At 45.8% G+C, this 23,292-nt stretch carries 21 protein-coding genes and 2 tRNA genes; 4 read left to right on the forward strand and 19 right to left on the reverse strand.

What is annotated here, in order from left to right; translation table 11 throughout:
• Positions 1 to 26: 26 nt before the first annotated feature.
• The 5 genes from H8K33_RS18380 to argS form a co-directional block, all read right to left on the reverse strand.
• Entirely contained in the window at positions 27 to 842 is an 816-nt protein-coding gene (locus H8K33_RS18380) for a helical backbone metal receptor (protein WP_186892526.1), read from the reverse strand.
• Positions 843 to 853: 11 nt separating this feature from the next.
• Positions 854 to 1,636: an SDR family oxidoreductase gene (locus tag H8K33_RS18385; protein WP_186892527.1), complete on the reverse strand. Its 783-nt coding sequence runs from the start codon at positions 1,634 to 1,636 to the stop codon at positions 854 to 856.
• A 110-nt stretch (positions 1,637 to 1,746) separates the two neighbouring features.
• Positions 1,747 to 2,433, reverse strand: coding sequence for a thiol:disulfide interchange protein DsbA/DsbL (locus H8K33_RS18390; protein ID WP_186892528.1), 687 nt, complete (start codon positions 2,431 to 2,433; stop codon positions 1,747 to 1,749).
• A gap of 42 nt (positions 2,434 to 2,475) precedes the next feature.
• A complete protein-coding gene (locus tag H8K33_RS18395; RefSeq protein ID WP_186892529.1) occupies positions 2,476 to 3,120 on the reverse strand; it encodes an SPOR domain-containing protein in 645 nt (214 codons plus the stop codon).
• A 46-nt stretch (positions 3,121 to 3,166) separates the two neighbouring features.
• A complete protein-coding gene (argS, locus tag H8K33_RS18400; RefSeq protein WP_186892530.1) occupies positions 3,167 to 4,879 on the reverse strand; it encodes an arginine--tRNA ligase in 1,713 nt (570 codons plus the stop codon).
• A gap of 277 nt (positions 4,880 to 5,156) precedes the next feature.
• Between argS and H8K33_RS18405 the strand changes: the two genes are divergently transcribed.
• Entirely contained in the window at positions 5,157 to 6,065 is a 909-nt protein-coding gene (locus H8K33_RS18405) for a recombination-associated protein RdgC (protein WP_186892531.1), read from the forward strand.
• Positions 6,066 to 6,256: 191 nt separating this feature from the next.
• Here the strand turns inward: H8K33_RS18405 and H8K33_RS18410 are convergent.
• From H8K33_RS18410 to H8K33_RS18430, 5 genes are all read right to left on the reverse strand, one after another.
• Positions 6,257 to 6,333: transfer RNA gene (locus H8K33_RS18410), tRNA-Asp, on the reverse strand.
• Positions 6,334 to 6,367: 34 nt separating this feature from the next.
• Positions 6,368 to 6,443: transfer RNA gene (locus tag H8K33_RS18415), tRNA-Val, on the reverse strand.
• A 126-nt stretch (positions 6,444 to 6,569) separates the two neighbouring features.
• A complete protein-coding gene (locus H8K33_RS18420) occupies positions 6,570 to 8,534 on the reverse strand; it encodes a tetratricopeptide repeat-containing diguanylate cyclase (RefSeq protein WP_186892532.1) in 1,965 nt (654 codons plus the stop codon).
• Positions 8,535 to 8,760: 226 nt separating this feature from the next.
• A complete protein-coding gene (locus H8K33_RS18425; protein ID WP_222613497.1) occupies positions 8,761 to 9,543 on the reverse strand; it encodes a hypothetical protein in 783 nt (260 codons plus the stop codon).
• Between the two features lie 225 nt (positions 9,544 to 9,768).
• Positions 9,769 to 10,182: a GtrA family protein gene (locus H8K33_RS18430; RefSeq protein WP_186892534.1), complete on the reverse strand. Its 414-nt coding sequence runs from the start codon at positions 10,180 to 10,182 to the stop codon at positions 9,769 to 9,771.
• 185 nt (positions 10,183 to 10,367) lie between these two features.
• Here H8K33_RS18430 and H8K33_RS18435 point away from each other — a divergent pair, with 185 nt between their 5' ends.
• A complete protein-coding gene (locus H8K33_RS18435; protein ID WP_186892535.1) occupies positions 10,368 to 10,580 on the forward strand; it encodes a SlyX family protein in 213 nt (70 codons plus the stop codon).
• 204 nt (positions 10,581 to 10,784) lie between these two features.
• Here the strand turns inward: H8K33_RS18435 and H8K33_RS18440 are convergent, their stop codons facing one another.
• Together H8K33_RS18440 and H8K33_RS18445 are read right to left on the reverse strand one after the other, a co-directional pair.
• Positions 10,785 to 11,846 (reverse strand): M29 family metallopeptidase, encoded by a 1,062-nt coding sequence (locus H8K33_RS18440; protein WP_186892536.1) that lies wholly within the window; start codon positions 11,844 to 11,846, stop codon positions 10,785 to 10,787.
• A 135-nt stretch (positions 11,847 to 11,981) separates the two neighbouring features.
• Entirely contained in the window at positions 11,982 to 12,569 is a 588-nt protein-coding gene (locus H8K33_RS18445; protein WP_186892537.1) for a Spy/CpxP family protein refolding chaperone, read from the reverse strand.
• 309 nt (positions 12,570 to 12,878) lie between these two features.
• Between H8K33_RS18445 and H8K33_RS18450 the strand changes: the two genes are divergently transcribed.
• Both H8K33_RS18450 and H8K33_RS18455 read left to right on the forward strand, forming a co-directional pair.
• A complete protein-coding gene (locus H8K33_RS18450) occupies positions 12,879 to 13,601 on the forward strand; it encodes a response regulator (protein WP_186892538.1) in 723 nt (240 codons plus the stop codon).
• 8 nt (positions 13,602 to 13,609) lie between these two features.
• Positions 13,610 to 14,959 (forward strand): ATP-binding protein, encoded by a 1,350-nt coding sequence (locus H8K33_RS18455; RefSeq protein ID WP_186892539.1) that lies wholly within the window; start codon positions 13,610 to 13,612, stop codon positions 14,957 to 14,959.
• Between the two features lie 30 nt (positions 14,960 to 14,989).
• Here the strand turns inward: H8K33_RS18455 and H8K33_RS18460 are convergent, their stop codons facing one another.
• From H8K33_RS18460 to H8K33_RS18490, 7 genes are all read right to left on the reverse strand, one after another.
• Positions 14,990 to 15,574: a chromate transporter gene (locus tag H8K33_RS18460; RefSeq protein WP_186892575.1), complete on the reverse strand. Its 585-nt coding sequence runs from the start codon at positions 15,572 to 15,574 to the stop codon at positions 14,990 to 14,992.
• A 5-nt stretch (positions 15,575 to 15,579) separates the two neighbouring features.
• Positions 15,580 to 16,176, reverse strand: coding sequence for a chromate transporter (locus H8K33_RS18465; RefSeq protein ID WP_186892540.1), 597 nt, complete (start codon positions 16,174 to 16,176; stop codon positions 15,580 to 15,582).
• 120 nt (positions 16,177 to 16,296) lie between these two features.
• Positions 16,297 to 16,782, reverse strand: a complete 486-nt coding sequence (locus H8K33_RS18470; RefSeq protein ID WP_186892541.1) for a phage regulatory CII family protein — start codon at positions 16,780 to 16,782, stop codon at positions 16,297 to 16,299.
• A 129-nt stretch (positions 16,783 to 16,911) separates the two neighbouring features.
• On the reverse strand, positions 16,912 to 17,820 hold the full coding sequence (locus H8K33_RS18475) for a methylglyoxal synthase (RefSeq protein ID WP_246443724.1): 909 nt from the start codon (positions 17,818 to 17,820) through the stop codon (positions 16,912 to 16,914).
• A 34-nt stretch (positions 17,821 to 17,854) separates the two neighbouring features.
• The gene (locus tag H8K33_RS18480) at positions 17,855 to 19,150 is read right to left on the reverse strand and encodes a bifunctional diguanylate cyclase/phosphodiesterase (protein WP_186892542.1); all 1,296 of its coding nucleotides are present in this window, start codon (positions 19,148 to 19,150) and stop codon (positions 17,855 to 17,857) included.
• 18 nt (positions 19,151 to 19,168) lie between these two features.
• Positions 19,169 to 20,875, reverse strand: a complete 1,707-nt coding sequence (locus H8K33_RS18485; RefSeq protein WP_186892543.1) for an HD domain-containing phosphohydrolase — start codon at positions 20,873 to 20,875, stop codon at positions 19,169 to 19,171.
• Positions 20,876 to 21,217: 342 nt separating this feature from the next.
• Positions 21,218 to 23,182 carry a CocE/NonD family hydrolase gene (locus H8K33_RS18490; protein ID WP_186892544.1) on the reverse strand — a complete coding sequence of 655 codons (1,965 nt, stop codon included), beginning with the start codon at positions 23,180 to 23,182 and terminating at the stop codon, positions 21,218 to 21,220.
• Positions 23,183 to 23,292: the final 110 nt, after the last annotated feature.

Here is a 23,292-nt window from a genome sequence, read left to right on the forward strand (position 1 = left end):
TTTTTGTGTTCAGACTAAGACAAGAACTACGTTGACAATTCAAGCTGCGCCAAATACGACAAACCAGCAATCGCACGACTACCATACCAAGACAGCATTTCTCCATCAACCAGTTTCACGGGCTTCTGAATTTGCTGTTGTAGCTGCTCTGCATGCAACTGCGTAAAACTATACGGTTCCGTTGACAAAAGCACGACATCAATTGTGTGCAGAGATGCATCATCCCAATCAAACACGGGATAACGTTTTTCAATTTCTGTGATTTGTGTCGTTTGCCACTGCTGCCATCCACGTAACGCAAGATTCTGTGCGATATAGGTATCGCGACTGACTGTCATCCACGGATCTTTCCAGATGCAGTAGAGCACATTTTTTGGTATTGAATCTACAGGTATTTGCAGCAGATTTTTTTCAAATTCTGCACACAATTGCTCAGCGCGTGGCAAGACGCCAAAGACCGCGCCAAGTAAGCGAAACATGCTCAAATTATCTGCAGGCTTCACTGGATGCGTCACAACAATATGCGGAATAAACTGCGCCAACAGGTCCACAGTTGGCTTTTCATTTTCATCAATATTAACGATCAAATGTGTCGGAGCTAACTTTTTCAGCTTTTCCAAATTAACGTCTTTGGTGCCACCAATTTTAGGAATATCACGAACAAGTTCTTTAGGATGTATGCAGAAGCCAGTTCGTGCCACCAAAAATTTTGCCAACCCTAAATCACATAATAACTCTGTGATCGAAGGAACGAGACAAGCGATCCTAGGGTGATCACTCAGTCCGACAGGTGTATGTTGGGTTCCTATTGCATCGGTCAACCAAGGTGTATTCAATTGCATATTGCGGCTCTTTATTGATCTGAAGATGAGCGTGACTTGCGAGGGGCATTTGCAAACAAGAAGTCATAAAGAAAATTTGGCAAAGTACGTAATACCTTGGAGACCACTCCCATCTGCCACGGGATGACGCGATAACTTATTCCACGCTGAATACAGGTGATTGCACGCTTGGCGAATTGATGTGCTGGCATCAAAAAGGGCATCGCATAAGTATTAATTTGCGTCATTGGCGTATCGATGTAACCCGGTGCGATGGTAACAACCTTAATTCCACTCGAACGCAATTCCACGCGTAAAGATTCGCAATAACTGATCACCGCCGCCTTCGAGGCACTATAAGCACTAGCACCTGGCAAACCACGAATACCGGCAACACTGGCGATACCAACCAATCGACAGTTACTGGTATCGGCATGCATTTTCATATGCTCAATAAATGGTGAGAACGTTGCGACTGTGGCGAGAACATTGGTATCCATGACACGCCGAAAGACGGCCAAATCTTCACTTAGTTCAGTCAAAGTACCAACCGAAATTCCTGCACTGGCGACAACCACATTAACCACACCAGCCAGTTGAATAAAATGTTCTGCCGCCGAATATAAGGATGCATGGTCGTTCACATCCAGCGCATATATCTGATGCAATTCTGCATTTGGCAAGGTATCACGCAAAGCTTGCAAAGCGTCGTGACGACGACCTACTAATGCTAAGCGCGCACCTTGCTCCGCATATTCGCGCGCAATCGCGAGTCCCAAACCAGATGATGCGCCTGTAATAAAAACTGCTTGCATAAAGATTGTCCTCGATTCAGTTTGCCAATATTTGCGCTGCGCACTCTGTGCCAGACAAAAAAAATCCGTCATATCGACGGATTTCTTTTGCGGCTGAAAAACGCCTTAGCTTACTTCTTTTTATTCACAACCGGTGCGGCACCGGCAGGATTTTTTTCTTTGTACGCTTTATCAACCAGCCAATCCATCACAACTAAACCAGCATGTGAACCATCACGTACTTTCGACTTCGCAAACAAATCTGCAGGAGAAACGATGAAGCGACCATCAATTGCAACCATCGGAACGCCATTAATCTTGTAATCACCCATCAATTGAACTGCACGATTGACTTTCGATTGAATCGCGAAAGAACCATAGATGTCGGTGAATTTCTTTTTATCCAAACCAACTTTCTCTACATATCTAAACACGTCTGCATCACTTGACAATCGATTACGGTCGATATGATAAGCGTTAAAAGTTTTCAATTGATATTCATCCACCTTACCCATCGCTTCTAAAGTGAAATACAACTTTTGTTGCGAGGCCATCAAATCACTGAACTTCACATGCACACGCTTCACCACGATGCGATCACCTTGCTTTTTAATCCAAGCTTCGAGGTAAGGCTCGAATGCATTACACGCTGGACAATAATAGCCAAAGAATTCTGTGACTTCTACTTTTTTACCTGCATCGGTTGGCTGTGGGCGATCCAAAACAGTGTATTCCTGACCTAGACGCGGTTCTTGCGCTGCCGCAGAGAAAGATAGGAAGGCAATACTGACTAACAGTAACTGACGAAATAAACGCATGGTTTCCTCTTAATGTGTGAATTCAAAATAATATGGCAATATTTACTTGGCAGATCGTACGATAGCCGTCTCTACACTGTTCTCTGACAACTTGGCGCGCATTTTGTTCATCGCATCGAAACTTTCAAACGGCCCGACTCTCACTCTGTGCAAAACGCCATTGTCGCCAGCCTTCTCAGAGACCGCAGCCTCAACACCCACCATCGCCAATTTAGCGCGCGCACTTTCAGCATCTGCAACTTCTTTAAACGCACCAATCTGCAGGAAATAAATGTATTTATCGTCTGCTACGTCTGGCTTGGAAGCTGCAGTCGGTGCCGCCTGTGCTGCAACTGAAGCAGGTGCAGCCGCTGCAGCATTGGCTGCGGCACTTAAGGCGTCTGCTGGCTTAGCCGCTTCCACAGCTTTACTCGCCGCCACTTCCTTCGCTGCCAGACTGACCGCGTCTTTATTGCCATACAATGGTTTGTTAGGATCCTGCATCTGCGCCAATGGCAAATCTGCTTTATCCGTTTTACCATTTTTATTGGTAAAAGGCGTCGACGCTTTGTTAATCACCAAGGCAACGATTACCGCAATTCCCAGACCGATGACCAGACCAATGATAATTCCCATTAAAGTATTACCAGACTGACGACGACATTGTACGGAGTTCTTCTTTGTGCTTTTACTATTAACGAAATGCATATTTCCCCTAAATCTACAGTGCTTGATTGTTATGCCAACGAACTGCTTACATTTGATTTGGTGCAGAAACCCCAATCAAACTGAGGCCATTACGTAAAACCTGACGCGTTGCCAGAATTAACGCTAAGCGCGCCAACTTGGTTGGCTCATCATCGACTAATACACGTTCGGCATTGTAATAACTATGCAATTCGCCTGCCAAATCACGCAAGTAGAATGCAACTTGATGCGGTCCCAACTCTTCTAAGGCTTTTTCCAACATTTCTGGATATTCGGCCAGCTTTTGCAATAAAGATGCTTCACGCGGGGCCGTCAATGGCGATAAATCAACCTCTTTCAATGCGGCCAAATCGGCGTCAGATTCACTGTACTGCGCTAACATACGGCAAATACGCGCATGTGCATAATGCACGTAGTACACTGGATTTTCATCAGACTTAGCCAACGCGACATCAACGTCAAACACAAATTCAGTGTCTGCTTTGCGTGAAATCAGGAAAAAACGTACTGCGTCACGACCTTTTTGCACATCGCCGCCACCCGACCATTCGATCAAATCACGCACCGTCACGTAGGAACCAGCACGCTTGGAAATTTTCACTTCCTCACCATCTTTCATGACGGTGACCATTTTGTGCAAAACATAATCTGGATAACCTTGTGGTATCCCCTGATTGACCGCCTGCAAACCAGCGCGCACCCGCGCAATCGTACCGTGATGATCACTACCTTGTACGTTAATCGCTTGACTAAATCCACGCTGCCATTTGACCACGTGATAAGCCACATCCGGCACGAAGTAGGTGTAAGTGCCGTCCGACTTTTTCATGACGCGATCTTTATCATCACCGTATTCTGTCGTACGCAACCACAAGGCGCCATCTTGCTCATAGGTTTTACCAGCAGCAATCAAGGCCGCAACAGCCGCTTCAACTTTTCCATCTGTATAGAGCGAAGACTCAAGATAATAATTATCGAACTTCACACCGAATGCTAACAAATCAATATCTTGTTCGTTTCGCAGATATGTCACGCCAAATTGACGGATAGAATCGAGATCATTGACATCACCATTAGCGGTAACAGGCTCACCGTTACTGGCAGAAACCGTTTTCTTGGCTAAGAAATCCTGAGCAATCTCGGCGATATATTCGCCGTTATAAGCAGATTCTGGCCACCCAGCTTCGCCGGGCTTAAAACCCTTGGCACGTGCTTGCACTGACAAAGCAAGATTACCGATCTGCACACCCGCATCGTTATAGTAAAACTCACGCGTCACCTGATAGCTTTGCGCTTCTAGCAGTGCCGACAAGGCATCTCCAAGCGCACCTTGGCGACCGTGACCTACATGCAGAGGACCCGTAGGATTCGCGGAAACAAATTCGACAATCACTTTCTTACCAGCGCCTTTAGCACCTTTGCCAAACTGGTCTTGCTGCTGCAAAATCGTTTTCACGACAGCTTGTTTTGCCGCCGCCGTAACACGTAGATTAATAAAGCCTGGACCGGCAAGTTCTGCGCTGGCGATCAAAGGATTGTTTTGCGCTAACAAAGCATCGACAATCTGTTGCGCTAATTCGCGTGGATTTTTCTTCAAAGGCTTCGCAATTTGCATTGCAATATTACAAGCAATGTCACCGTGTGAAGGGTCGCGCGGACGCTCAAGTGCGATCGTAGGATTGAGTTCAGTTCCAGCGATGATCGGCGCGACTACGCTTTTTAATGCTTCGAGTATGTCTTGTTTTTGCTGAGCTAACATGGTGTTTAGATAGTTTTTTGCTGCGCGCGAAAATCACGACACAAGCAAATATTTTAGAGAAAATTAGTCTGCATTATAACCTTTGTCCGACAGCTAATTTACGGCAAACGATCCCAAGCTAGGTAAAAACATCGGAATATCGTACCGACCTTCCTCCTGACCCGCATAGCAAACGCCTATTCCTCATTCAATTGAAGTAAGTTTTCTGCACAGAAGCGTCTACAAGCAAGCAACGAAGGTGTAAAATCAGTCGCTTTTCCTCTTCTCTGGATTGCACATGTGGTTTAAGAATTTACAAGTTTTCCGTCTTCCTGCGCCTTGGAAAGTCGATGTTGAACAATTGAATATGCAATTGGCATCACAGTCCTTTTCCAACACGGGCTCTGGCGATATGCAAAGCGAAGGCTGGGCATCACCTCGCGGCAATGAGCAACTGGTACACAGCGTCAACCAACAGTTGTTACTTTTATTGCAAACAGAAAAGAAACTATTGCCTTCGTCCGTCGTAAACCAGGTCACCAAAGCGCGCGCCAAAGAACTGGAAGAGCAACAGGGTTTCGCTCCGGGTCGCAAAGCCATGAAGGACTTGAAAGAGCGCGTCACTGATGAGTTATTACCACGCGCCTTTTCTATCACGCGGCAAACATGGGTTTGGATCGATCCGGTCAATGGTTGGTTAGTGATCGATAGTTCTAGCCCTAGCAAAGCCGATGAAGTGATCAAGCTACTCTTGAAGTGCGACAAAATCCCGATGGAAAGTTTGCGCACTAAGATTTCCCCGCAAACAGCGATGACCGATTGGTTAGCTGGTAATGAAGCACCAAAGGGCTTCACGATAGACCAAGACACTGAGTTACGCGCGCACACTGAAGATAAAGCCACCGTCCGCTATGTACGTCACTCAATTGATCCGGACGATGTGCAACGTCATATTGCTGCGGGCAAACAATGCACAAAATTAGCCATGACTTGGGATGACAAGATTTCCTTTGTTCTCTCCGAGAATCTGGCAATCAAGCGTATCAAGCCTTTGGATATTTTGAATGAAGATAAAGATCAGCGTACTGCGGATGAAAATGAACGTTTCGATGCCGATTTCTTGTTAATGGCTTCTGAATTAGCCAAAATGATTGATGATATTGTGTTTTCATTAGGAGGACAGCTAGCCGATCCTTTGGCTGCATAGAACGAAAGCCGCTCACTAAACGTCCTAACTGCCAGCTTATGCTGGCATTTTTTTGCCCGCACATTTGAGAATACAAAACATTTTATATAGCTATTGTCACCAAACTACTGGTTGTAGCATCAGATGCATCTGACACATCAGTTTTGTATAGACGAAAAAAAACGCGCCTTAGCGCGTTTTTTCTTACAACTTGGCGGAGCGGACGGGGCTCGAACCCGCGACCCCCGGCGTGACAGGCCGGTATTCTAACCAACTGAACTACCACTCCGTTTTAGAAACGTATCTGTTCTTCAATTATTTGATGGTGGGTGCTGAGAGGCTCGAACTCCCGACCTACGCCTTGTAAGGGCGCCGCTCTACCAACTGAGCTAAGCACCCATATTGCCAAAATTGACAACTTGCTTAGTTCAAATAACTGCTTGCTGTGTCATCAGCAACGACAGAAACAAGATTATAGGCACATTTCTAAATTCTGTCTAGGGGGTCTGCATATTTTTATTCGAATTAGCTTGAGGCCACTGGCGGACCTGGAATAATGGCAATTTCTATCATTCCTTGCTTAATCGCAGCAGAGAAGTCTCGTTCCAGCTCAGGCAAGGCTTGTTCATACGGAACCAGCAGACTCAAAAGACCGTATGCACGATTGCGTCCATTCACTTTCCCCATATACAAAGCCATGTCAGCTAGCTGCATTGCTTTCTCCCAATTGCAAGCAGACTCTGGCACGCCAGAAAACGGAAGTGAAATATAACCAGCACTGACCGTCACGGGGATCGCATTATTCCCTACTAACACCGGCGTTGTGCCAATTGCCTTCAGTACACGCTCAACCAAGGGCGCCAATAAAGCCGGTTTCGTTTTCGGTGCATAAATCAAGAACTCCTCGCCGCCCCACCGCAAAGTCATATCACTATCTCGCACAGCGCTACGTAATCGATTCGCCACTTCAATCAATACCGCATCACCTGCAGAGTGTCCCCAGGTATCATTGATATGCTTGAAATGATCGATATCCATAATAATCAAACAATCAGGGCTATCGGTATCAGCTTCACGACGCTCAGGAGAAACATCTTCCCCTCGCTCTTTCATCATTTCCAAAAATGACCGGCGGTTATACAAGCCAGTCAAAGGATCGCGCACAGAATGAAACTCCAACTGTTGATTAACCTCTTCCAAACGTTGGTTCGTTTGCTTGACCTTACGATAGAGCATGTAGATAAAAATACCGCCCATAATGGTCAGCATTGCGCCAAGCAAAGTCACGATTTGTTGTAGGCGACTATTTTTGATATCGGCATCTTTGATTTGATTTTCACGCGCCAATAATTCTATTTGTTTTTTACGCTGATCTGCATCGAACTGTTCTTGCAATGCGGCGACAGTTTTTGATCGATCCGCCCTGAACAATTCATTGCTGAGCTTTTGCTGCTCACGCGTATATTCCAAGGCTTCTTTATACATTTTCGCATTCTCATACATGCGGCTAATTTCACCAACGGTGGCTTCAACGTCCGCCTTATCGCCCTGATCTCGAGATTGCTTTAAAACTGGCGTCAGGTACTCCATCGCTTGCGAGATCTTTCCTTGTCCACCTAATGCAAATCCGATATTGGCTTTTGCATTAAAGATGGAGAACTCATCTTGAATAAATTCTGCCTTCTTTAAGGCTTGTCGCGCTACGTTTTCAGCGAGAACAAAGCTATGTGTGCGCAAATGAAGATCGGCAATATTACTAAGAATCAGTGCCTCCATTTTGGGAATATTCGCATCTTGAGACGCCTTCAGTGCACGTTCATAAGCAACCAAGGCTTCTGGATAGCGCTTCAAATCACCTAATGCCATCGCCTGATTTTGTCTTAGCGTGGCAATTAGTCGTGGCGAATCAACTTCGCCCGCCAAGGCTAGCGCGTCATTTGTGACAATCAAAGTCTGTTCAGGATTTTGCATTGTCAAATACAAACTGGCTAAAGTCGCTAAACGACGAATTTTGGAAAGCGATTTTCTCTGCGTTAATTGATCCGTCAGCCGCAAGGCTTCTAAAGAATGGCTGAGCGCTTGTTCAAACTTACTAGCAGATTGATAAATCGCACCATAAGAAATTTCCAAACGTATGAGGTGTTCTGGTTTAGTGCTTCCTTTAATCGCCGCTGCAACATCATCGAGTTTCGCAATTGCGGCATCAAATTGCCCGGTGTCTCGCAATTTGAACACTTCGTCGATTTGCATTAAAGCGATGGTTTCTTTGTCATTTTGCAGTTTTGCTAAACGCAAAATTTCGGCACGACTTTGCTCACTTGCGGGGATATCGCCAGCGTCATAATAGGCGTAAGAAAGTTCTCGCAGTGTATCGATTCGAACTTGATAATCTGTCTGAGCATTTAATTGGGAATAGAACTCTTTGAGCTGAAGCAATGCAGCTTGATTGTCTTTTTCAAGCAAGAGCTGCATGGTCTCTAATCTAGCCATATCCGATTTAAGATCAGCATGCGCTAAAGAAGTTATCCCCAAAAAGAAAGTTAGTATCAGCTTGGGCAGAATGTGATTGCGCTGGTGAGCCATAGAAATGCCTTAAATTAAATAATTTATTCAGCAAATAAAGGATGAGGCGACCGCAAAACGTGGATATGAAGTTGCTTTATCTTAACATTGTTTTTGGGCAAACATAGATCACTCATAAAATCCTTGTAGATTCTTACGACATCAATTGATTCGGGTCGACACCTTGTTGATCCGGCATATATATTTTTGACATCGGAATGGCGCTTTCCATCACAATACGTAAGGCGAGTTCTGGGGCAATCAGATCTTTGCTAGCGAATAATATTTCTTGAACAGCGACACCAAATACGATTGGCCAATCTGTCGGATTTTTACAAAAACTCTGTGCCAATGGGAACAATTGTGGCCACAAAAAACAGACATAATTCCATGGCGTTTCTTTGGCTTGATGCTCGGGATCAATTCTGGGAATACCAAAATCTTTACTACCCAGAGTATCTGTCACATGCTTAAAAATATCGTGAAGGTCAATCAACTGTTGTAAGCCGAGTTTTTGCATGGCGCCCGATGCCAAAGACCAAACCGAATAACGGCTCTCAACCAAAGGTCGGTTGAGCAAATCACCAAAATAATAAGTAGTGGCATTTTGCTTGCTATGCACAACGATAAAAATTTCTTTAATCGGCCTGCCTTGTTGTTCAACGTAAATTTCGCGCACACTAATCTGGCAGGCATAACCAGCGAGAGCACCAAGCGCACTTAACAAAGACTCTAGATGAATACCTTTTTCGGTTGACATTGCCATAAACAGCTTAGAGGCGATTTCCTTGCCGCCCCGCTTAACCGCATACAGCTGATCTTGCTGAGCTTGCTGTTCAGTATCACCAGCAACTAAAGTAGCTGCAACCGGAAATGGATGATCTGCGACCGCGGGGGTGGATAAGGGGAACATTTTATTGAAAATTCTTTTTAACACCAAAACTCCCGCGCGCTTTAACTTGGCCTACACAATGGCGATACCTTGCATTCTCACTTCCTTCACGAGACTCCAGAGCGCGCAATCATACAGCTACAAACTGGCATGCTTTCGCAAACATTTTGAAATGTGTTGTGAGCACTTTGATTTTACCTGATAGTCGAAGAGCGAAGAATTAAGCACATCAATTTCGTTGCATTTATGACGTGAGCGATAAGAATCCAGCTAGTGATCTTTAAATGCCCAAAGCTTACTACCAGCGAAATTCCAGCATAAAACTAAGCCAGTAGAGAACACTTGTGCATACCAATGCCAGATATGCCAATGATCGACTAATAAAGTAATCAATCCATAGTTAATCATCCAGCCGACAGCAAGCACGCTCGAGTATTTCGACGCAGCTTCTATATGCGACTTGCCACTTCCAAAAGTCAGAAAATAATTCAACACATAATTGACCACCGAGCCGAGCAAATAGCCGATTGACGAACCAGTCACGGCAGCAGAATTACCCAGTAAGCTAAAGTTGAACAGGACCGCCACATGCAAACTCAAATACTGTACTGCCGTACCAGATAAACCGACTGCAGCAAATTGCAGAAATTGGCGTAACGCAGGATTATTGAACAGTTGATTCATCGGTACAGTCTAGGAAAATAGTAATGGAAGAGTATGCGAGAAGCTGGCGTAAGAGCGCTCGAAACGAAAGCAAATTATACCTGCCCATGCACTCAGACTAAATCTTCTCGATGAATACGCTAAAATGACAGCTCACGCCAGATTTGGCATTCCTGTAATTTGGCACTCCCTTTTTAAGGCAAACTATGAGCGTAGAAGAACGTTTAATCGATTTAGAAATTCGCTTGAGCCGACAAGATGACTTAGTCGACACCCTCAATACTCAGGTGTATCAACAACAGAAAAAAATCGATGAACTGGAAAAATTATGTCTGGCGCTAGCTGGGCGCTTACGTGAAGTGGCTGTGGCAGCGAGCCAACGTCAAATGCCCGTAGATGAACGCCCACCACATTATTAAACCCAATTTTTCCATTCGGCGCACCTGCGGTGCTATTTGTGTGCTGACGGCGCATTTTGGGCCATTTTTGCCGCTCTTCGTTATCAATAGCTAGCTATTGATGCCTCATTCGCAACAAAACTGCCTCAAAAAGTGCATCCGCCATCATCACAAATCCTAATGGAAAATCTGGGTTAAATCGACTATCAGTTTTAAATAAAAAACTTAAACGATCCAAGAACCTTCTTTATAGACGACCCGATCGCCCAAACGTACAGATTCAGTGACGGCAAAGACATCGACATGATATTTGCCATCGCCACGTTTGAAATTTGGCTTGCCGTAAATGCCATGTTTTGCCCCCAAAGATAAATGAATTCCGCACATGCGTTCATAGGTGCCGATGTCACTCACGGTGCGGTCGCGATTAAAACTGCGGTTCAAACCAAATCCTAACTCACGCACCCACACCACTTGCTCATCTTCTTTGATCTTAGCAATCACTTCATCAAATTCTGGCGTTGAATCCTGCACATCAACAACCTGCCCACGTTCAATGATTAAAGTGATAGGGCTTGCTGGTTTATTGACGGAAAAAGACGTATCACCAAATACAAAAATACGCACCTTGCCATTCACAGCCTCTAAATCTTTGGCCTCAGTGAACACTTCTCCAATCGGAAATTGCCCGCCCCAATTTTTCATACCGCTATAGTCGCCAATATTCAATTTAGCATCTTCAAACGGGCTGGCATAAATCAGTTCCGCACCCTCGCCGCTATCTAAAACGCCGAACGGCGCTTGATCAATCAATTGCTTAAGACCACGGCCGACGCCGCGATAATACTGTTCATCATACGCAAGCGAATCAATATAAATAAGTGCTTGCTCTGCAGGCATGCGTCCCAAATGCGGATGCTCAATTACTTTCAAATCACGCTTGAACAACTCCACCCGCACGCGATAGGCATCCATGCGGAAATTTGTGGTCTGCACCAACACAACCAGATCACCGGCTTGCAAAGCATTCAAGTTAGCCATCACTTGCTCGGCGCTATGCGTATCAAAGTCGATAAACTGTGCATTCGGCAAACATTGCCGATATGCGCTGGCGAGCGCCATTGCCAAATCACTGCGCAAATCAAACACCACGATCGCTTTATGCGCGTCTGTATGAGAAAAACAAATCTGTACAACATCACGCAAATGATGCGCGGCAGTAGCGATTGCGCTATTTGGTAAGGCGACAACTGGAACGTCAGCAATCAATGGATCAACAATAGTCATGTAATTACATCTGGCCTCCGCTCGGTGCAAGAAGGAGAACCTAAAAGAAAATGGAGGCTGGTCGCCCAAGCCTCCATTTTATCGGATAGTCCTACGACCATCGTAAAATTGCCCAAGAATTTCACATAAGTTTGATTATTTCGTAGTCGGTGCTGGCGTCTGTCCTTCATGCATCCGCATTGGCTTTCCATCATGCATAGGATGCTGCATACGTTTTTTCATGCCATCATGCATACGCTTCTTCATACGATCATGCATTCCTTGATGGCTAGCATCAAAAATCTTTTGCTGTTCAGGTGTCAACACAGCATAAAAACTTTTCAAGGCATCCAAGTGTTGTTGCATACGTGCCAGACGCTCCTTAGAACGTTCCAGCATTTTTTCCATGCGAGCTGGAGCTGGCATCGCTGCCATCGCCTGATGATCTGCTCTAGATTGCATCAGTTTTTGATCATGCTGAGGCTTGGTCGCCTCAGTAAATGCTTTCCACGCAGGTTCTTGCTGTGGCGTTAATTTCAATTTGTCATGTAATTGATGGCGATGTTTTTCCATGCCTGCTTGCATTCTTTGCTGTCTTTGCTCCATCCTCTTAGCATGCTCGGCAGAGCGCGCTGAAGCTTGTGCCGGAGCCGATGTCGGAGCTTGTTGTGCAAAAACACCTGCAGCAATAGCGAAGCTTGCTGTCGTTAAGCTGAGCACAAGCGTATTTTTTAAAAATTTCATGATGATATTTCCTTTTTCCAATAAGATTTCACAGAACACCTAAGGATTAAAAACCTATGGCTGCCGCGCGTTCGGATCATCTGTGTCTGTTCCGATTTCAATCCGCAGTGCACATGGAACACATAGTGCGCTGTATTTATAAGAAGTAAATGTCGGTGTGTACAAACAGTGTATCTCGATGTAACGGCAGACGATAATCACAGTGCGCATGTTTCAGTTTGTTTCAATTTATGCTGCCGATAACAAGTCGATACAAAACTTTAGGTCTAAATCTGTGCGCAGCAAGAAAGCTTGGTCAATAATATGCCTATGGATACGCTAAACACTCTTTTAATTGTCGATGACGATCGTGAAATCCGCAGCTTACTGGCGGATTATCTGGAAACCCATGGTTACACCACCTTAACGGCGGGCGATGGTCAAGGCATGTGGGCCAACTTAGAAAAGCAATCGGTTGATCTGATCGTGCTAGATCTCAACTTGCCAGGTGAAGACGGCCTGACTTTATGCCGCAATTTACGGGCAAAATCTACGGTGCCCGTTATCATGTTAACCGCTCGTAGTGAACCTTTAGATCGTATTTTAGGTTTAGAAATGGGCGCCGACGACTACCTGCCAAAACCATTCGAACCACGGGAATTATTAGCCCGCATTCGTAGCGTGTTACGGCGCTCACAAGCGAACGGTGAACATAGTGATCTCAATAAACCGCAGAAATTAAAATTCGGGGATTGGACGGTCGATCTGGTGGCACGGCATTTGATTAGCCCAGATAACAGGGTGATTGCTTTATCAGGTTCTGAATATCGCTTACTGAATATTTTTTTGGATCAACCGAATACCGTACTCAACCGCGATCAATTATTAAATATGACGCAAGGGCGTGATGCCGACCCGTTTGATCGCTCGATTGACATTCAAATCAGCCGCTTGCGTCAAAAGCTCGGTGAAGACGCACGCTCGCCACAGATTATTAAAACGGTGCGTAATGGTGGCTACGTACTCACCGTTAACGTTCATTCTGAAACTTAAGATCGCACATGAAACGCTTCGATACGATTTCTGCCCGGATTTTTTCTGTCTTGCTATTTGGTATTCTGTGCTCTGCTGCACTGACTTGGTGGCTAGCGTTTGGTGAGCGTCAAACAAGTATCAGCAATGAACGTAGTTCCTATCGCGCTGATCGCGCAAAACATGCAGAGCAATTAATCCAAGCGATCGACGATCTGCCTGCTGCCAACCGCGAAGGTCTGCTCAAAGCAATTCATCGCTTTGGTTTAAAAGTTGTGCCAGTTCCAACCAACGTCCCGGCCTATCAGGCCAGCACACCGTACGGCATCGTTTTAAGTGAACGTCTGAGCAAATCTTTTAAAATTATTCCACTGCCACCTGCGCCAGAAAATTGCCTGATGCGTCCAGATGATCGCGGCCCGGTCGATGCCTGCGAGGCCTTAATTTTCGTATTGAGTGATGGTTCAGGATTGCATCAAACCATCTTCCCGTCGAAACCGCCATCGAATCCAATTCAAGCAGAAACCTACTATTACCTCGGCCTGTTCCTTGCCTGTATCGCCGGACTCGCGCTACTCGTTTCCCGCATGACGATTCGCCCCTTACAACAATTGGCGCAGGCGGCAACCGATCTGGGACAAGATATTAATCGCCCGGCCTTAAAAGAAGTGGGCGCAAAAGAAATTCGCCAAGCGATCAGCGCGTTCAACTTTATGCAATTACGGATTCGAGATCACATTCAACAGCGCACACAAATGTTGGCGGCGATTACCCATGATTTACAAACACCATTGACACGTTTGCGTTTGCGTCTGGAGAAGGTCAACGACAATGAACTACACGACAAACTTGTCGGTGATCTGTCAACGATGCAAATGATGGTAAAAGAAGGTTTGGATTTAGCGCGCAGCATGGATAGTAACGAAAACTTACAGGCGCTCGATATCGATTCTTTACTCGATAGTATATGTACAGACGCGAGCGATGCAGGACATGATGTCAGCTTAATCGACAAATCAAAAGTGACTGTGATGGCGCGTCCACAGGCGTTACGGCGTTGCTTGAATAATTTGCTGGATAATGCGATCAAGTATGGTCATCGTGCGCAAATTCACTTAATGCAAACGATGGAAGAAAAACAGAAATGGCTACATATTTGTGTGCGAGACGGCGGTACCGGGATTCCACCCGATCAGCAGAACCGTGTGTTCGAACCCTTTTATCGTATCGAAACTTCCCGCTCACGTGAAACTGGCGGCACAGGCTTAGGATTAACTATCGCGATGAACATCGCCAGACAGCACAATGGCAAATTGAGTTTATCGAACCTGCCAGAAGGTGGCTTGGAAGTCCGTTTAAGTTTGCCTATTAAGCATTGACGCAAGGTGCTTAGTTTGTAGATCCAAGCTTTAAATGAAGCCCAACCAACCCAATAAAGCACCAGCGCCCAATAGCCACAATAAATGAATTTGTGTACGCCAAACTAAGATCGCGGACACAGCAGCGAGCAGATACATCGCCCACTGCCGTGCTGTGTCGTGCGAAGCGCTTGCCATAATCCATCCGGTCGCAATCAATAGGCCAATCACAATTGGCGCCATTCCCAATTTAAAACTGCGAACGAGAATCAAATCGCGATTTTTATGACTCCAATTAGCAAAGGTAAAAGTGAGTGTTGCACTTGGCAAAATAATGCCGACCATTGCAATTAACACCCCCAATAAAGCTGCCCATAAACTCCCTGTGTTTGCGCCTACATGCCAGCCCATCAAGGCAACAAATAAAACATTCGGGCCAGGCGCCGCCTGCGCTAAGGCAACTGAAGCATTAAATTGCGCATCACTCATCCAATGTTGTTGATCGACCAGATAACGATGCATGTCGGGCAGAGTCGAAACGGCACCACCAACTGACAACAATGACAGCAGCATAAAATGCAAAAAGAAATTCAGCCAATCTAGCCAATCCATACTAATCAGGGGAATCGCTGACATCACGCTCACGATTGACGCTCCGCAATTTGTTTCAGCCGGCGATACACCATGCCCATAGAAAGCGTTCCTAGCGGCAGTAGCACATAGGCTAAGGGGACACGAAAAATAGCAATTGCGATAAAACTCAAGCATGCAATCAATGCTGCGAACACTGCGCCTAATGGATGCGTTTTTAATGCGGGCAATAAGCGCAAGCCTGCGGCGATGATCATACCTGCCGCGACCGCACTCATACCGCGTAGCGCACCCGCTACGCCAGGGTGCTGCGCAATTTGCGCGTACAAAAGCACCACTAGCAATAACAACATTAAAGGGAAGCACAACATGCCCGCTAAAGCGCTCATGGCGCCGGCCAAACCAAAGAAACGGTTACCGATGATCATCGCCAGATTCACCACATTCGGTCCGGGCATCACTTGCGCGACGGCCCATTCTTCCACAAATTCTTCACGTGTCATCCAACGTTTTTTATCAACCAACTCACGCTGCACGATCGCCACCACCCCACCAAATCCTTGCAAAGCTAAGATAGTGAATGACCAAAACAGATCCGCAAATGAGCGCGGCTGTGAAGCGACGGGGGTTATGTGTAGGTCTGACATTGTCTAAAGAAGAGCGATGACATCATCATGGAGGCGTGACTGCAGAGAGCAACACAATCACGAAAAAGACAGGAGCAGTATCTGCTGCTCCATCAGCGAAAAAGCCCAGCGGCCTCTAGTTTAGTTTGTTTTGTGATGTTGCCGGATTCGTGCGCGCCATTCACCAATCGCGGCCAATGCGGCCTGAAATTCACGTTCAATCAAGTCGGCTTCCATGCTGGTAATCACTCTATCCATCATGGCTTCTGAAACCGCTTCTGCTGCATTCCCCACTTGACTCATGACACGGCAAACCGTTTGCGATAAATCATCGTCGGTAAATTCCTGAGGCTCTGGCACAATAAAACCTGCCATACCGTGTCGCGCCAACATCGCATGCAAAGGCAATAAGGCATCTTTTACACCAGCTTCATGGCAAAGACTAATAATCACCGAGGTTTCTTCAAAAGAAGGGTAATGCGTTTCAATACCCGGCGCTAATTTATTCCGTAAAACATTCACCGACATCTGCATACGTGCCGCCAATGCATCCAAACCACCTGGATAAGCGCGGGCAACTTTATACAATGCGTCGTGTTGATTCATGTCGGAATAGCGGCGTGTCATAATTTAATTTCTTTCGAGATACATGGGCTGCGTCTTGTGATCTTCACAATCCCAAGCAAAGCAGCGAGTTGAAGCAAATTGACATTGTACCGAATCAATATCGAAATAACTATGTACCATTTGCCACAATCAAGATAATCGTTCGCTCAACAACCGCAACCAGCGATCACTTCCCTCGCCATCGCTGACCACCAAAGCGAAGTCTGTCACCGTTCTGGCCGCACGTTCCAATAACTGAATATCGGCTTCGTGCTGGCGCGCAACATGCGGGTCTTCCAGAAAAACAATGCGGCGTATTTTTCTTTCCAGCACCAATTCCGCAATTTGCGCATCGCCACCCATGGGGCCTGATAAAAATGGCTGCACCCAATGGCGGCCAGTCTCTTCACCTTTACGCTTTTGCGCTAGTTGATTCAATAATGATCCAGTTGTACCGGTCGCGTAACGATGCGCGAATTGATCCAATAATGCAAAATGCTTTTCTGCGATCTGCAGCATATTAGGTTTCAATGCATCATGGGCGATCAAAGCAATGCTCTCCTGCTGCAAATCCAAACCAAGCGTGTCAGTAAAATGGGTACGGCTACCGATGGCGAGCGCTTCCAGTTCCAACCACTCACAAGCCGCTGCCAAGGTGGATAAAAAAGGTTTGCGATGAATCACACATTGACGCTTGAGCGCTAATGCCTCGGGGAAAATCGATGAGTGATCAACCGGATCAATCAGATAAATAACTGCATCAATCGAATTATGCGGATCGCTATTCACCACATGCGCAACCAACTTCATCAATCCGCCATCACGACCATAGGGAAAGCGCACATGTGGGCTACATTGTTCGAGCAAACCGTGCGCCTGAATGGCATCCAAGGTGCGTCCCACCACCACCCATTCAATCTCCAGCGCTTGGATCGATTTCGCGGCCCGTTGAAATAGCTTTACCAGTGCGGAATCTGGCGCATCTTGGTGGGCACGATTAGCGATCAATCCAATACGCAAACGTGGCTTATCAACAGTCAAAGAATCATTCGTCATCATGTGCTTCTGCTATCCATACTTTGAGAAAAAATAACTACAGGCGTTCCATACTGTGACGATGAAACTCTTCACACCAACTGATTAAATCTTTGCCTGGCATCGCCTGAGCAAAATAAAAACCTTGAATTTCATCGCAGCCCATTAATCGCAAAGCGTTTAATGTAGATTCATGCTCAACACCTTCGGCGACGACAGACAATCCAAAATTGTGCGCCAAGCCGATGATACTTTGTACGATTTGTTTATCTTGTTGCGAACTGAACATGCCCTGCACAAAGACGCGGTCGATTTTCAATTCATCTATCGGAAAACGGCGCAAATAGGCAAGCGACGAATAACCTGTGCCGAAGTCATCGATGGATAAACGAAATCCCAAATTCTTCAACTCAAATAATAAGGCGGTGGTATGTTCAATGTCATGAATAAATGCACTTTCCGTCACCTCTAAACCAATCGCGGAAGCTGGGAGATTCCAGACCTGCAAAAGCCGCTCCAAGACTTTGGGCAACTGCTCTAGCGCTAACAGTCGTGCCGATAAATTAATCCAGACCACCACATGCAAACCCTGCTTTTCCCAGTCTGCGGCTTCTTGCAAAACCTTATTGAAAACCTGGATCGTTAATTGCTCAATCAAGCCAAATTGCTCTGCCGTATCAATCAATAAATTCGTTGTTACGCTTTGCGCATGTTCAGTGGGCCAACGCACCAGTGCCTCGACCGACTTAATACTCTTAGAACGCAAATCAACTTTTGGTTGATAACGCACCTCTAAAGCATTTTCATCCAAAACTTGCTTAATCGCGCGCGGCAAATCATCTGGGCTATGTCGTTGATCACGCTTGGCACTTGCTAATTCGATTCGCAAATTATTTGATTGCGCATTCTTCAATGCTAAATCTGCGACACGTAACACTTCTACCGCAGACTGCGCATGCAAAGGTGCGCAAGCAATACCAATACTGGGATGGAAGAATATCGTCTGCGACTCAATCTTCAATGGTGCACTTAAGGCATTTAATAGACGGTGGCCAGCTAGCACGGCCAAAGCTTCCGAAGATAAATGCGGTAAGATAAACCAGCATTCATTTTCAGTCGCAAAAACAAAGCGATCTTTGACGCGCAAGCTAGGGTTTAAGTGATCGTAAAAGTGTTCTTGTACTATCTGAGCATACTGCGGACTTAACAAAGCTTGCAAGCGATCACTACGCTGTAAGGACAACACCAATACGGCCACCATATGATGTTCGTCGAGATTCTGAATCTCGGTATCTAACATCGACATGAACTCATCAAGATGATCGATCAATGCGTGCTTTTGTCTGAGTGTCATGGTTTATTGGTTCTTTCTTCAAGCACGATAAAAGTCATGACACACTAATCCATAAGCCCCATCAGGCAAACCCCGTAATATGCTGATGCGTTCAGCATCGCCAACCAAATCCTGTCGCATCAAATCAAACATCAAGGGTTTCTCTAACAAGCTCTTATCCGCCCGCGTCAAAATTAATACTTTAGGATCAAGTCTGCGTACCTTATTGTGTTCCAACACAATCGCTATTTCACCAGTGGTTAATTGAATCAAGCTTCCCACCGGAAATATGCCGATCGCTTGCACAAATTCTTCGACCAAAGGCGCGTGTAATTGGCCTTCAGCCATGCGAAACAATTCTTTCATTGCCTCAAAAGACGAACGAGTTTCACCGTAAGGTCGCGCCGATGTCATCGCGGCAAAGCTATCGGCGATCGCCGCCATACGTCCAAAAATACTGATTTCCGCCCCCACCAAACCACGTGGGTAGCCACTGCCATCCATACGTTCGTGATGCTGATTAATTCCCATTTTCACATTTGGACTTAATGGTTCTTGCGCTTCCAATAAAGAAATGCTGGCATCGACATGGGTTTGAATAATGGTGGCTTCATCCGGCGATAATCTACTTGGCTTCGCAAGTAAAGCTTCCGGCATTTCTAATTTTCCGATATCCAACAACAAACCAATAAACCCCAACTCGACTAACTGTTGTTTGGAAAAGCCGATATGCCGCCCTAAGGTCAGCATGTAAACGGATACCTTCAATGCGTGAGAAACTACATTCATATTCTCGGAACGCATGCGCAATAACCACATCATCGCGGAGGGATTTGAAATCACACTGTCGGCCAAGATTTGCACTGTCGGCAGAACTTCTTTCAGCTCTAGTGACTGCATATTCTTTAAATCTTGGTGCAACTTGTTGATCAAGCCATCCGCTTTTTCCACCACCTCACGCGCACGGATCAATTCCTCGGTCATACTCACTTGGTCTCGATAATGCACCAGATGGATTTCTTCGGGAATATACTCAGGGCGATGCAATCGATGCTTGTGATGTTTTGGACGTGTCCATAAAGAACGATGCAAGTGTCGGCCATACTGACTCCAACGCAACCAGCGCTCCCACCAATTTAAGTCAGCAAGGCTGGCATCACGCGGTTCCATTCCCTGCATCATCGCTGCAAATTGTTTGGTCACACCTGTATGCGTACGCGCCAATGCATGCGCCGGAGTTTCATCGGTATGATCGTCTGGTTCAATCTGGGCAAATTCAACAGGTGGATGAGCGATCACTTTGCGATGATGCAGCGTCTTCTTATGTTGATGTGCTTGCTGGTGGTGACGCAGACGACGTGCTACTGCGTAATCCGATTTGGTGAATTTTCTATGCAACCATCCAACCACTCTATCTAATTGACCTTGCTGTGCGTCGATCTCGACACGATGTCCTAAGGCATTCCTAGCATTCGCATGTAACTGCTCATGCGGCTTCATTTCATGCAAGAGATCAAAAGGCAAATGCACTAATGCGTGTTCATTGCTGCGGCGAGGATCGATCACCAATTCTTTGACCAAACCTTGCAAGGTTGTGAGATCTAAGGCATCGCTCAGCAAAAATCCTTGCAGCATGAATGGGGTTTGCGTCCATGGACGATCTAGTTCTGTAATAAACATGCCCAAACGTAGGTCATCAATGCGGATGCGTAATGCCTCACATAATTGATACGCTTTATTGGTCACAAGTAAATCACTTTTTAAAATGGAATAAATCTTACACAACACAACTGATCATCATTTTGCGTATAGCCCTAATCATAACGAGTTTATCTAATCAGGCGGGTGATCGACGAAAAAAAACCCGCAAATTAATAATCAATTGCGGGTTTTTTCCTACACAAATAAATGAGGACTTACGTAAAATTGTTCCCGCCGGGCTTGCCGACGAAAAGAGTGCCCAAGCAAGACGAGCTTGGAGCTGACCTCGGACTTCATCTCGAACCTCAACAAGTCCAATAGCTTATTGAGGCCTAGTGAAGGCCAAGGCCTGTGGCATTAGCGGTTTGCGTAAGTCCAATCAAACAATTATTTGGCGTTGAGACTTTCATCTAAGGCTGGCAAGATTTGAACCTGTAAACGACTTAATTTGCCTGCGCCTCGATACAGTCGATGATTGGCTTTTATAAAATCACTGTCCTTAGCCTGATAAATATTCTCCACATATTTCTGTGGGTTACGATCAATGAATGGGAACCACGAGGATTGCACTTGTATCATGATGCGGTGACCTCGCTTAAACGTATGCATCACATCATTGATTGCAAATTTGACCGAATGCACTTCGTTTGGCTGCATCGCTTTGGGCTGTTCTAGGCTATCGCGGAAACGCGCTCGGAAAGGTTCACCGCGCACTAAAGTCTGCTGTGCGCCACGATTAGGCTCCCCCACTGCGCTATCCATTTTGTTTGGATTCACATCTATCAATTTCACCACAAAATCCGCATCACTACCTGTTGTACTGACAAACAAGGCGGCTTCCAATGGGCCTGCAAAAGTGACATCACGTTCCAACACCTCGGTTTGATAAGTCAGCACATCAGGACGACTACTCGCAAAACGCTGATCCATTGCCACGTATTGGTTACTCCAGCGATTACCGATCTCGGTGGTATATGGCACTGGCTTCGCCGGATCACTAACATATTCATCAAAGCTCAGCGCGGTATCTTGCGGCATACTAAAACCAAGCTTGCCGTCCGCTTGAAAATAGAGTGATTTGGTCTGGGTATTCGCTGGCGGCCAACTATCAAAACTACGCCAGCGGTTTGCACCAGTTTCAAAAATCCAAGCCTCGGGCAAAGCTGGTTTGTCACCACCTTTCAGATGATGTTTAAAGAAAGCGAATTCAATCGGCTGGTAACTGTAAGAAGTTTTAAAACCAAAATTCGCATCACCAATTTTTTCGCCAGTGGTACTAGTCCAACCGCCATGAACCCACGGACCTATCACCAGCGTATTGTTGATACCTGGATTGTTTTTTTCTATAGCCTTATACGTTTGCAATGGTCCATATAAATCTTCAGTGTCATACCAACCACCAACCGTCATTACCGCAGCTTTGATATTTTTCAGGTGAGGTAATAAGTTCTTAGCTTGCCAATAGCTATCGTAGTTAGGATGTTCCATCAGCTCATTCCAAAACGGAATCGCCCCTTTGAAATACTTGGTGTTGGCATTCGCCAGAGAACCCATTTCCAAGAAAAATTGATACGCATCGGGCACGCCCCAATCAAATCCGCGATCACTATTCACATCGGTAGGAACGGGCCGTGGCTTACCGAAGCCGCTGAAGAAACTGAACGCCAATTGCACATTAAATGCACCATTTCTATGCATATCATCGCCGCGGAACCAATCAGCAATCGGCGCTTGGGGCGACGCTGCCTTTAACGCTGGATGTGAGTCAATTGCCCCTGCTGAAGTGTAAAAACCAGGATATGAAATGCCCCATTGTCCAACCTTACCATTATTCGCGGGCAAATTTTTGATCATCCAATCAATACTGTCATAAGTGTCGCTGCTTTCATCGACATCATTTTTGCCCATTTTTTTACTAATGTGCGGACGCATGTTAACGAACTCACCTTCTGACATATTCTTTCCACGTACATCTTGGAAAGCGAAAATAAATCCTTCTTTTTCATAGTCAAATGTTGGCCCCAGGCGCGCTTTATATTTATCTGTGCCATAAGGTGCGACGGCGTAAGGCGTACGCACCAACAAAATCGGATAACGTTTATTGGCACTTGCATCGTTTGGTACATAGACTGAAGTGAACAATAATTTACCGTCCCGAGCGGGGATTCGGTACTCATATTTTGTGTAGTTCTTGCGTATATATTCGGCTCTTTGTGCCGGACTGTCTTTTTCATCAACGACAACTGAGTGACTGGCATTGGCAGCAACGGCGCTTGGCAAGGCAAACAATTGTATGCCTACCGCACCGCAAAATAAGGCGGCAAACAAATAGCTAGGGACGCGAAATCTCATCGAAGAACCTCTCAGAATAGAAAATAAGGGCGGCAAAAGTATGACTGAGGATGTCTGACCGCGTTGAGGCGAAATAAGTTCAGCAAATGCACTGGGCTTGATGCGATGTT

It is taken from the genome of Affinundibacterium amnicola (assembly GCF_014284275.1).
In the GTDB taxonomy this organism is placed as follows: domain Bacteria; phylum Pseudomonadota; class Gammaproteobacteria; order Burkholderiales; family Burkholderiaceae_D; genus Undibacterium; species Undibacterium amnicola.

Bases quoted from the DNA above. Each gene is read 5' to 3' on its own strand.
- H8K33_RS18380 (WP_186892526.1), bottom strand. From the start codon at position 842: ATGCAATTGAATACACCTTGGTTGACCGATGCAATAGGAACCCAACAT.
- H8K33_RS18385 (WP_186892527.1), bottom strand. From the start codon at position 1,636: ATGCAAGCAGTTTTTATTACAGGCGCATCATCTGGTTTGGGACTCGCG.
- H8K33_RS18390 (WP_186892528.1), bottom strand. From the start codon at position 2,433: ATGCGTTTATTTCGTCAGTTACTGTTAGTCAGTATTGCCTTCCTATCT.
- H8K33_RS18395 (WP_186892529.1), bottom strand. From the start codon at position 3,120: ATGCATTTCGTTAATAGTAAAAGCACAAAGAAGAACTCCGTACAATGT.
- argS (WP_186892530.1), bottom strand. From the start codon at position 4,879: ATGTTAGCTCAGCAAAAACAAGACATACTCGAAGCATTAAAAAGCGTA.
- H8K33_RS18405 (WP_186892531.1), top strand. From the start codon at position 5,157: ATGTGGTTTAAGAATTTACAAGTTTTCCGTCTTCCTGCGCCTTGGAAA.
- H8K33_RS18420 (WP_186892532.1), bottom strand. From the start codon at position 8,534: ATGGCTAGATTAGAGACCATGCAGCTCTTGCTTGAAAAAGACAATCAA.
- H8K33_RS18430 (WP_186892534.1), bottom strand. From the start codon at position 10,182: ATGAATCAACTGTTCAATAATCCTGCGTTACGCCAATTTCTGCAATTT.
- H8K33_RS18435 (WP_186892535.1), top strand. From the start codon at position 10,368: ATGAGCGTAGAAGAACGTTTAATCGATTTAGAAATTCGCTTGAGCCGA.
- H8K33_RS18440 (WP_186892536.1), bottom strand. From the start codon at position 11,846: ATGACTATTGTTGATCCATTGATTGCTGACGTTCCAGTTGTCGCCTTA.
- H8K33_RS18445 (WP_186892537.1), bottom strand. From the start codon at position 12,569: ATGAAATTTTTAAAAAATACGCTTGTGCTCAGCTTAACGACAGCAAGC.
- H8K33_RS18450 (WP_186892538.1), top strand. From the start codon at position 12,879: ATGGATACGCTAAACACTCTTTTAATTGTCGATGACGATCGTGAAATC.
- H8K33_RS18455 (WP_186892539.1), top strand. From the start codon at position 13,610: ATGAAACGCTTCGATACGATTTCTGCCCGGATTTTTTCTGTCTTGCTA.
- H8K33_RS18460 (WP_186892575.1), bottom strand. From the start codon at position 15,574: ATGTCAGCGATTCCCCTGATTAGTATGGATTGGCTAGATTGGCTGAAT.
- H8K33_RS18465 (WP_186892540.1), bottom strand. From the start codon at position 16,176: ATGTCAGACCTACACATAACCCCCGTCGCTTCACAGCCGCGCTCATTT.
- H8K33_RS18470 (WP_186892541.1), bottom strand. From the start codon at position 16,782: ATGACACGCCGCTATTCCGACATGAATCAACACGACGCATTGTATAAA.
- H8K33_RS18475 (WP_246443724.1), bottom strand. From the start codon at position 17,820: ATGATGACGAATGATTCTTTGACTGTTGATAAGCCACGTTTGCGTATT.
- H8K33_RS18480 (WP_186892542.1), bottom strand. From the start codon at position 19,150: ATGACACTCAGACAAAAGCACGCATTGATCGATCATCTTGATGAGTTC.
- H8K33_RS18490 (WP_186892544.1), bottom strand. From the start codon at position 23,182: ATGAGATTTCGCGTCCCTAGCTATTTGTTTGCCGCCTTATTTTGCGGT.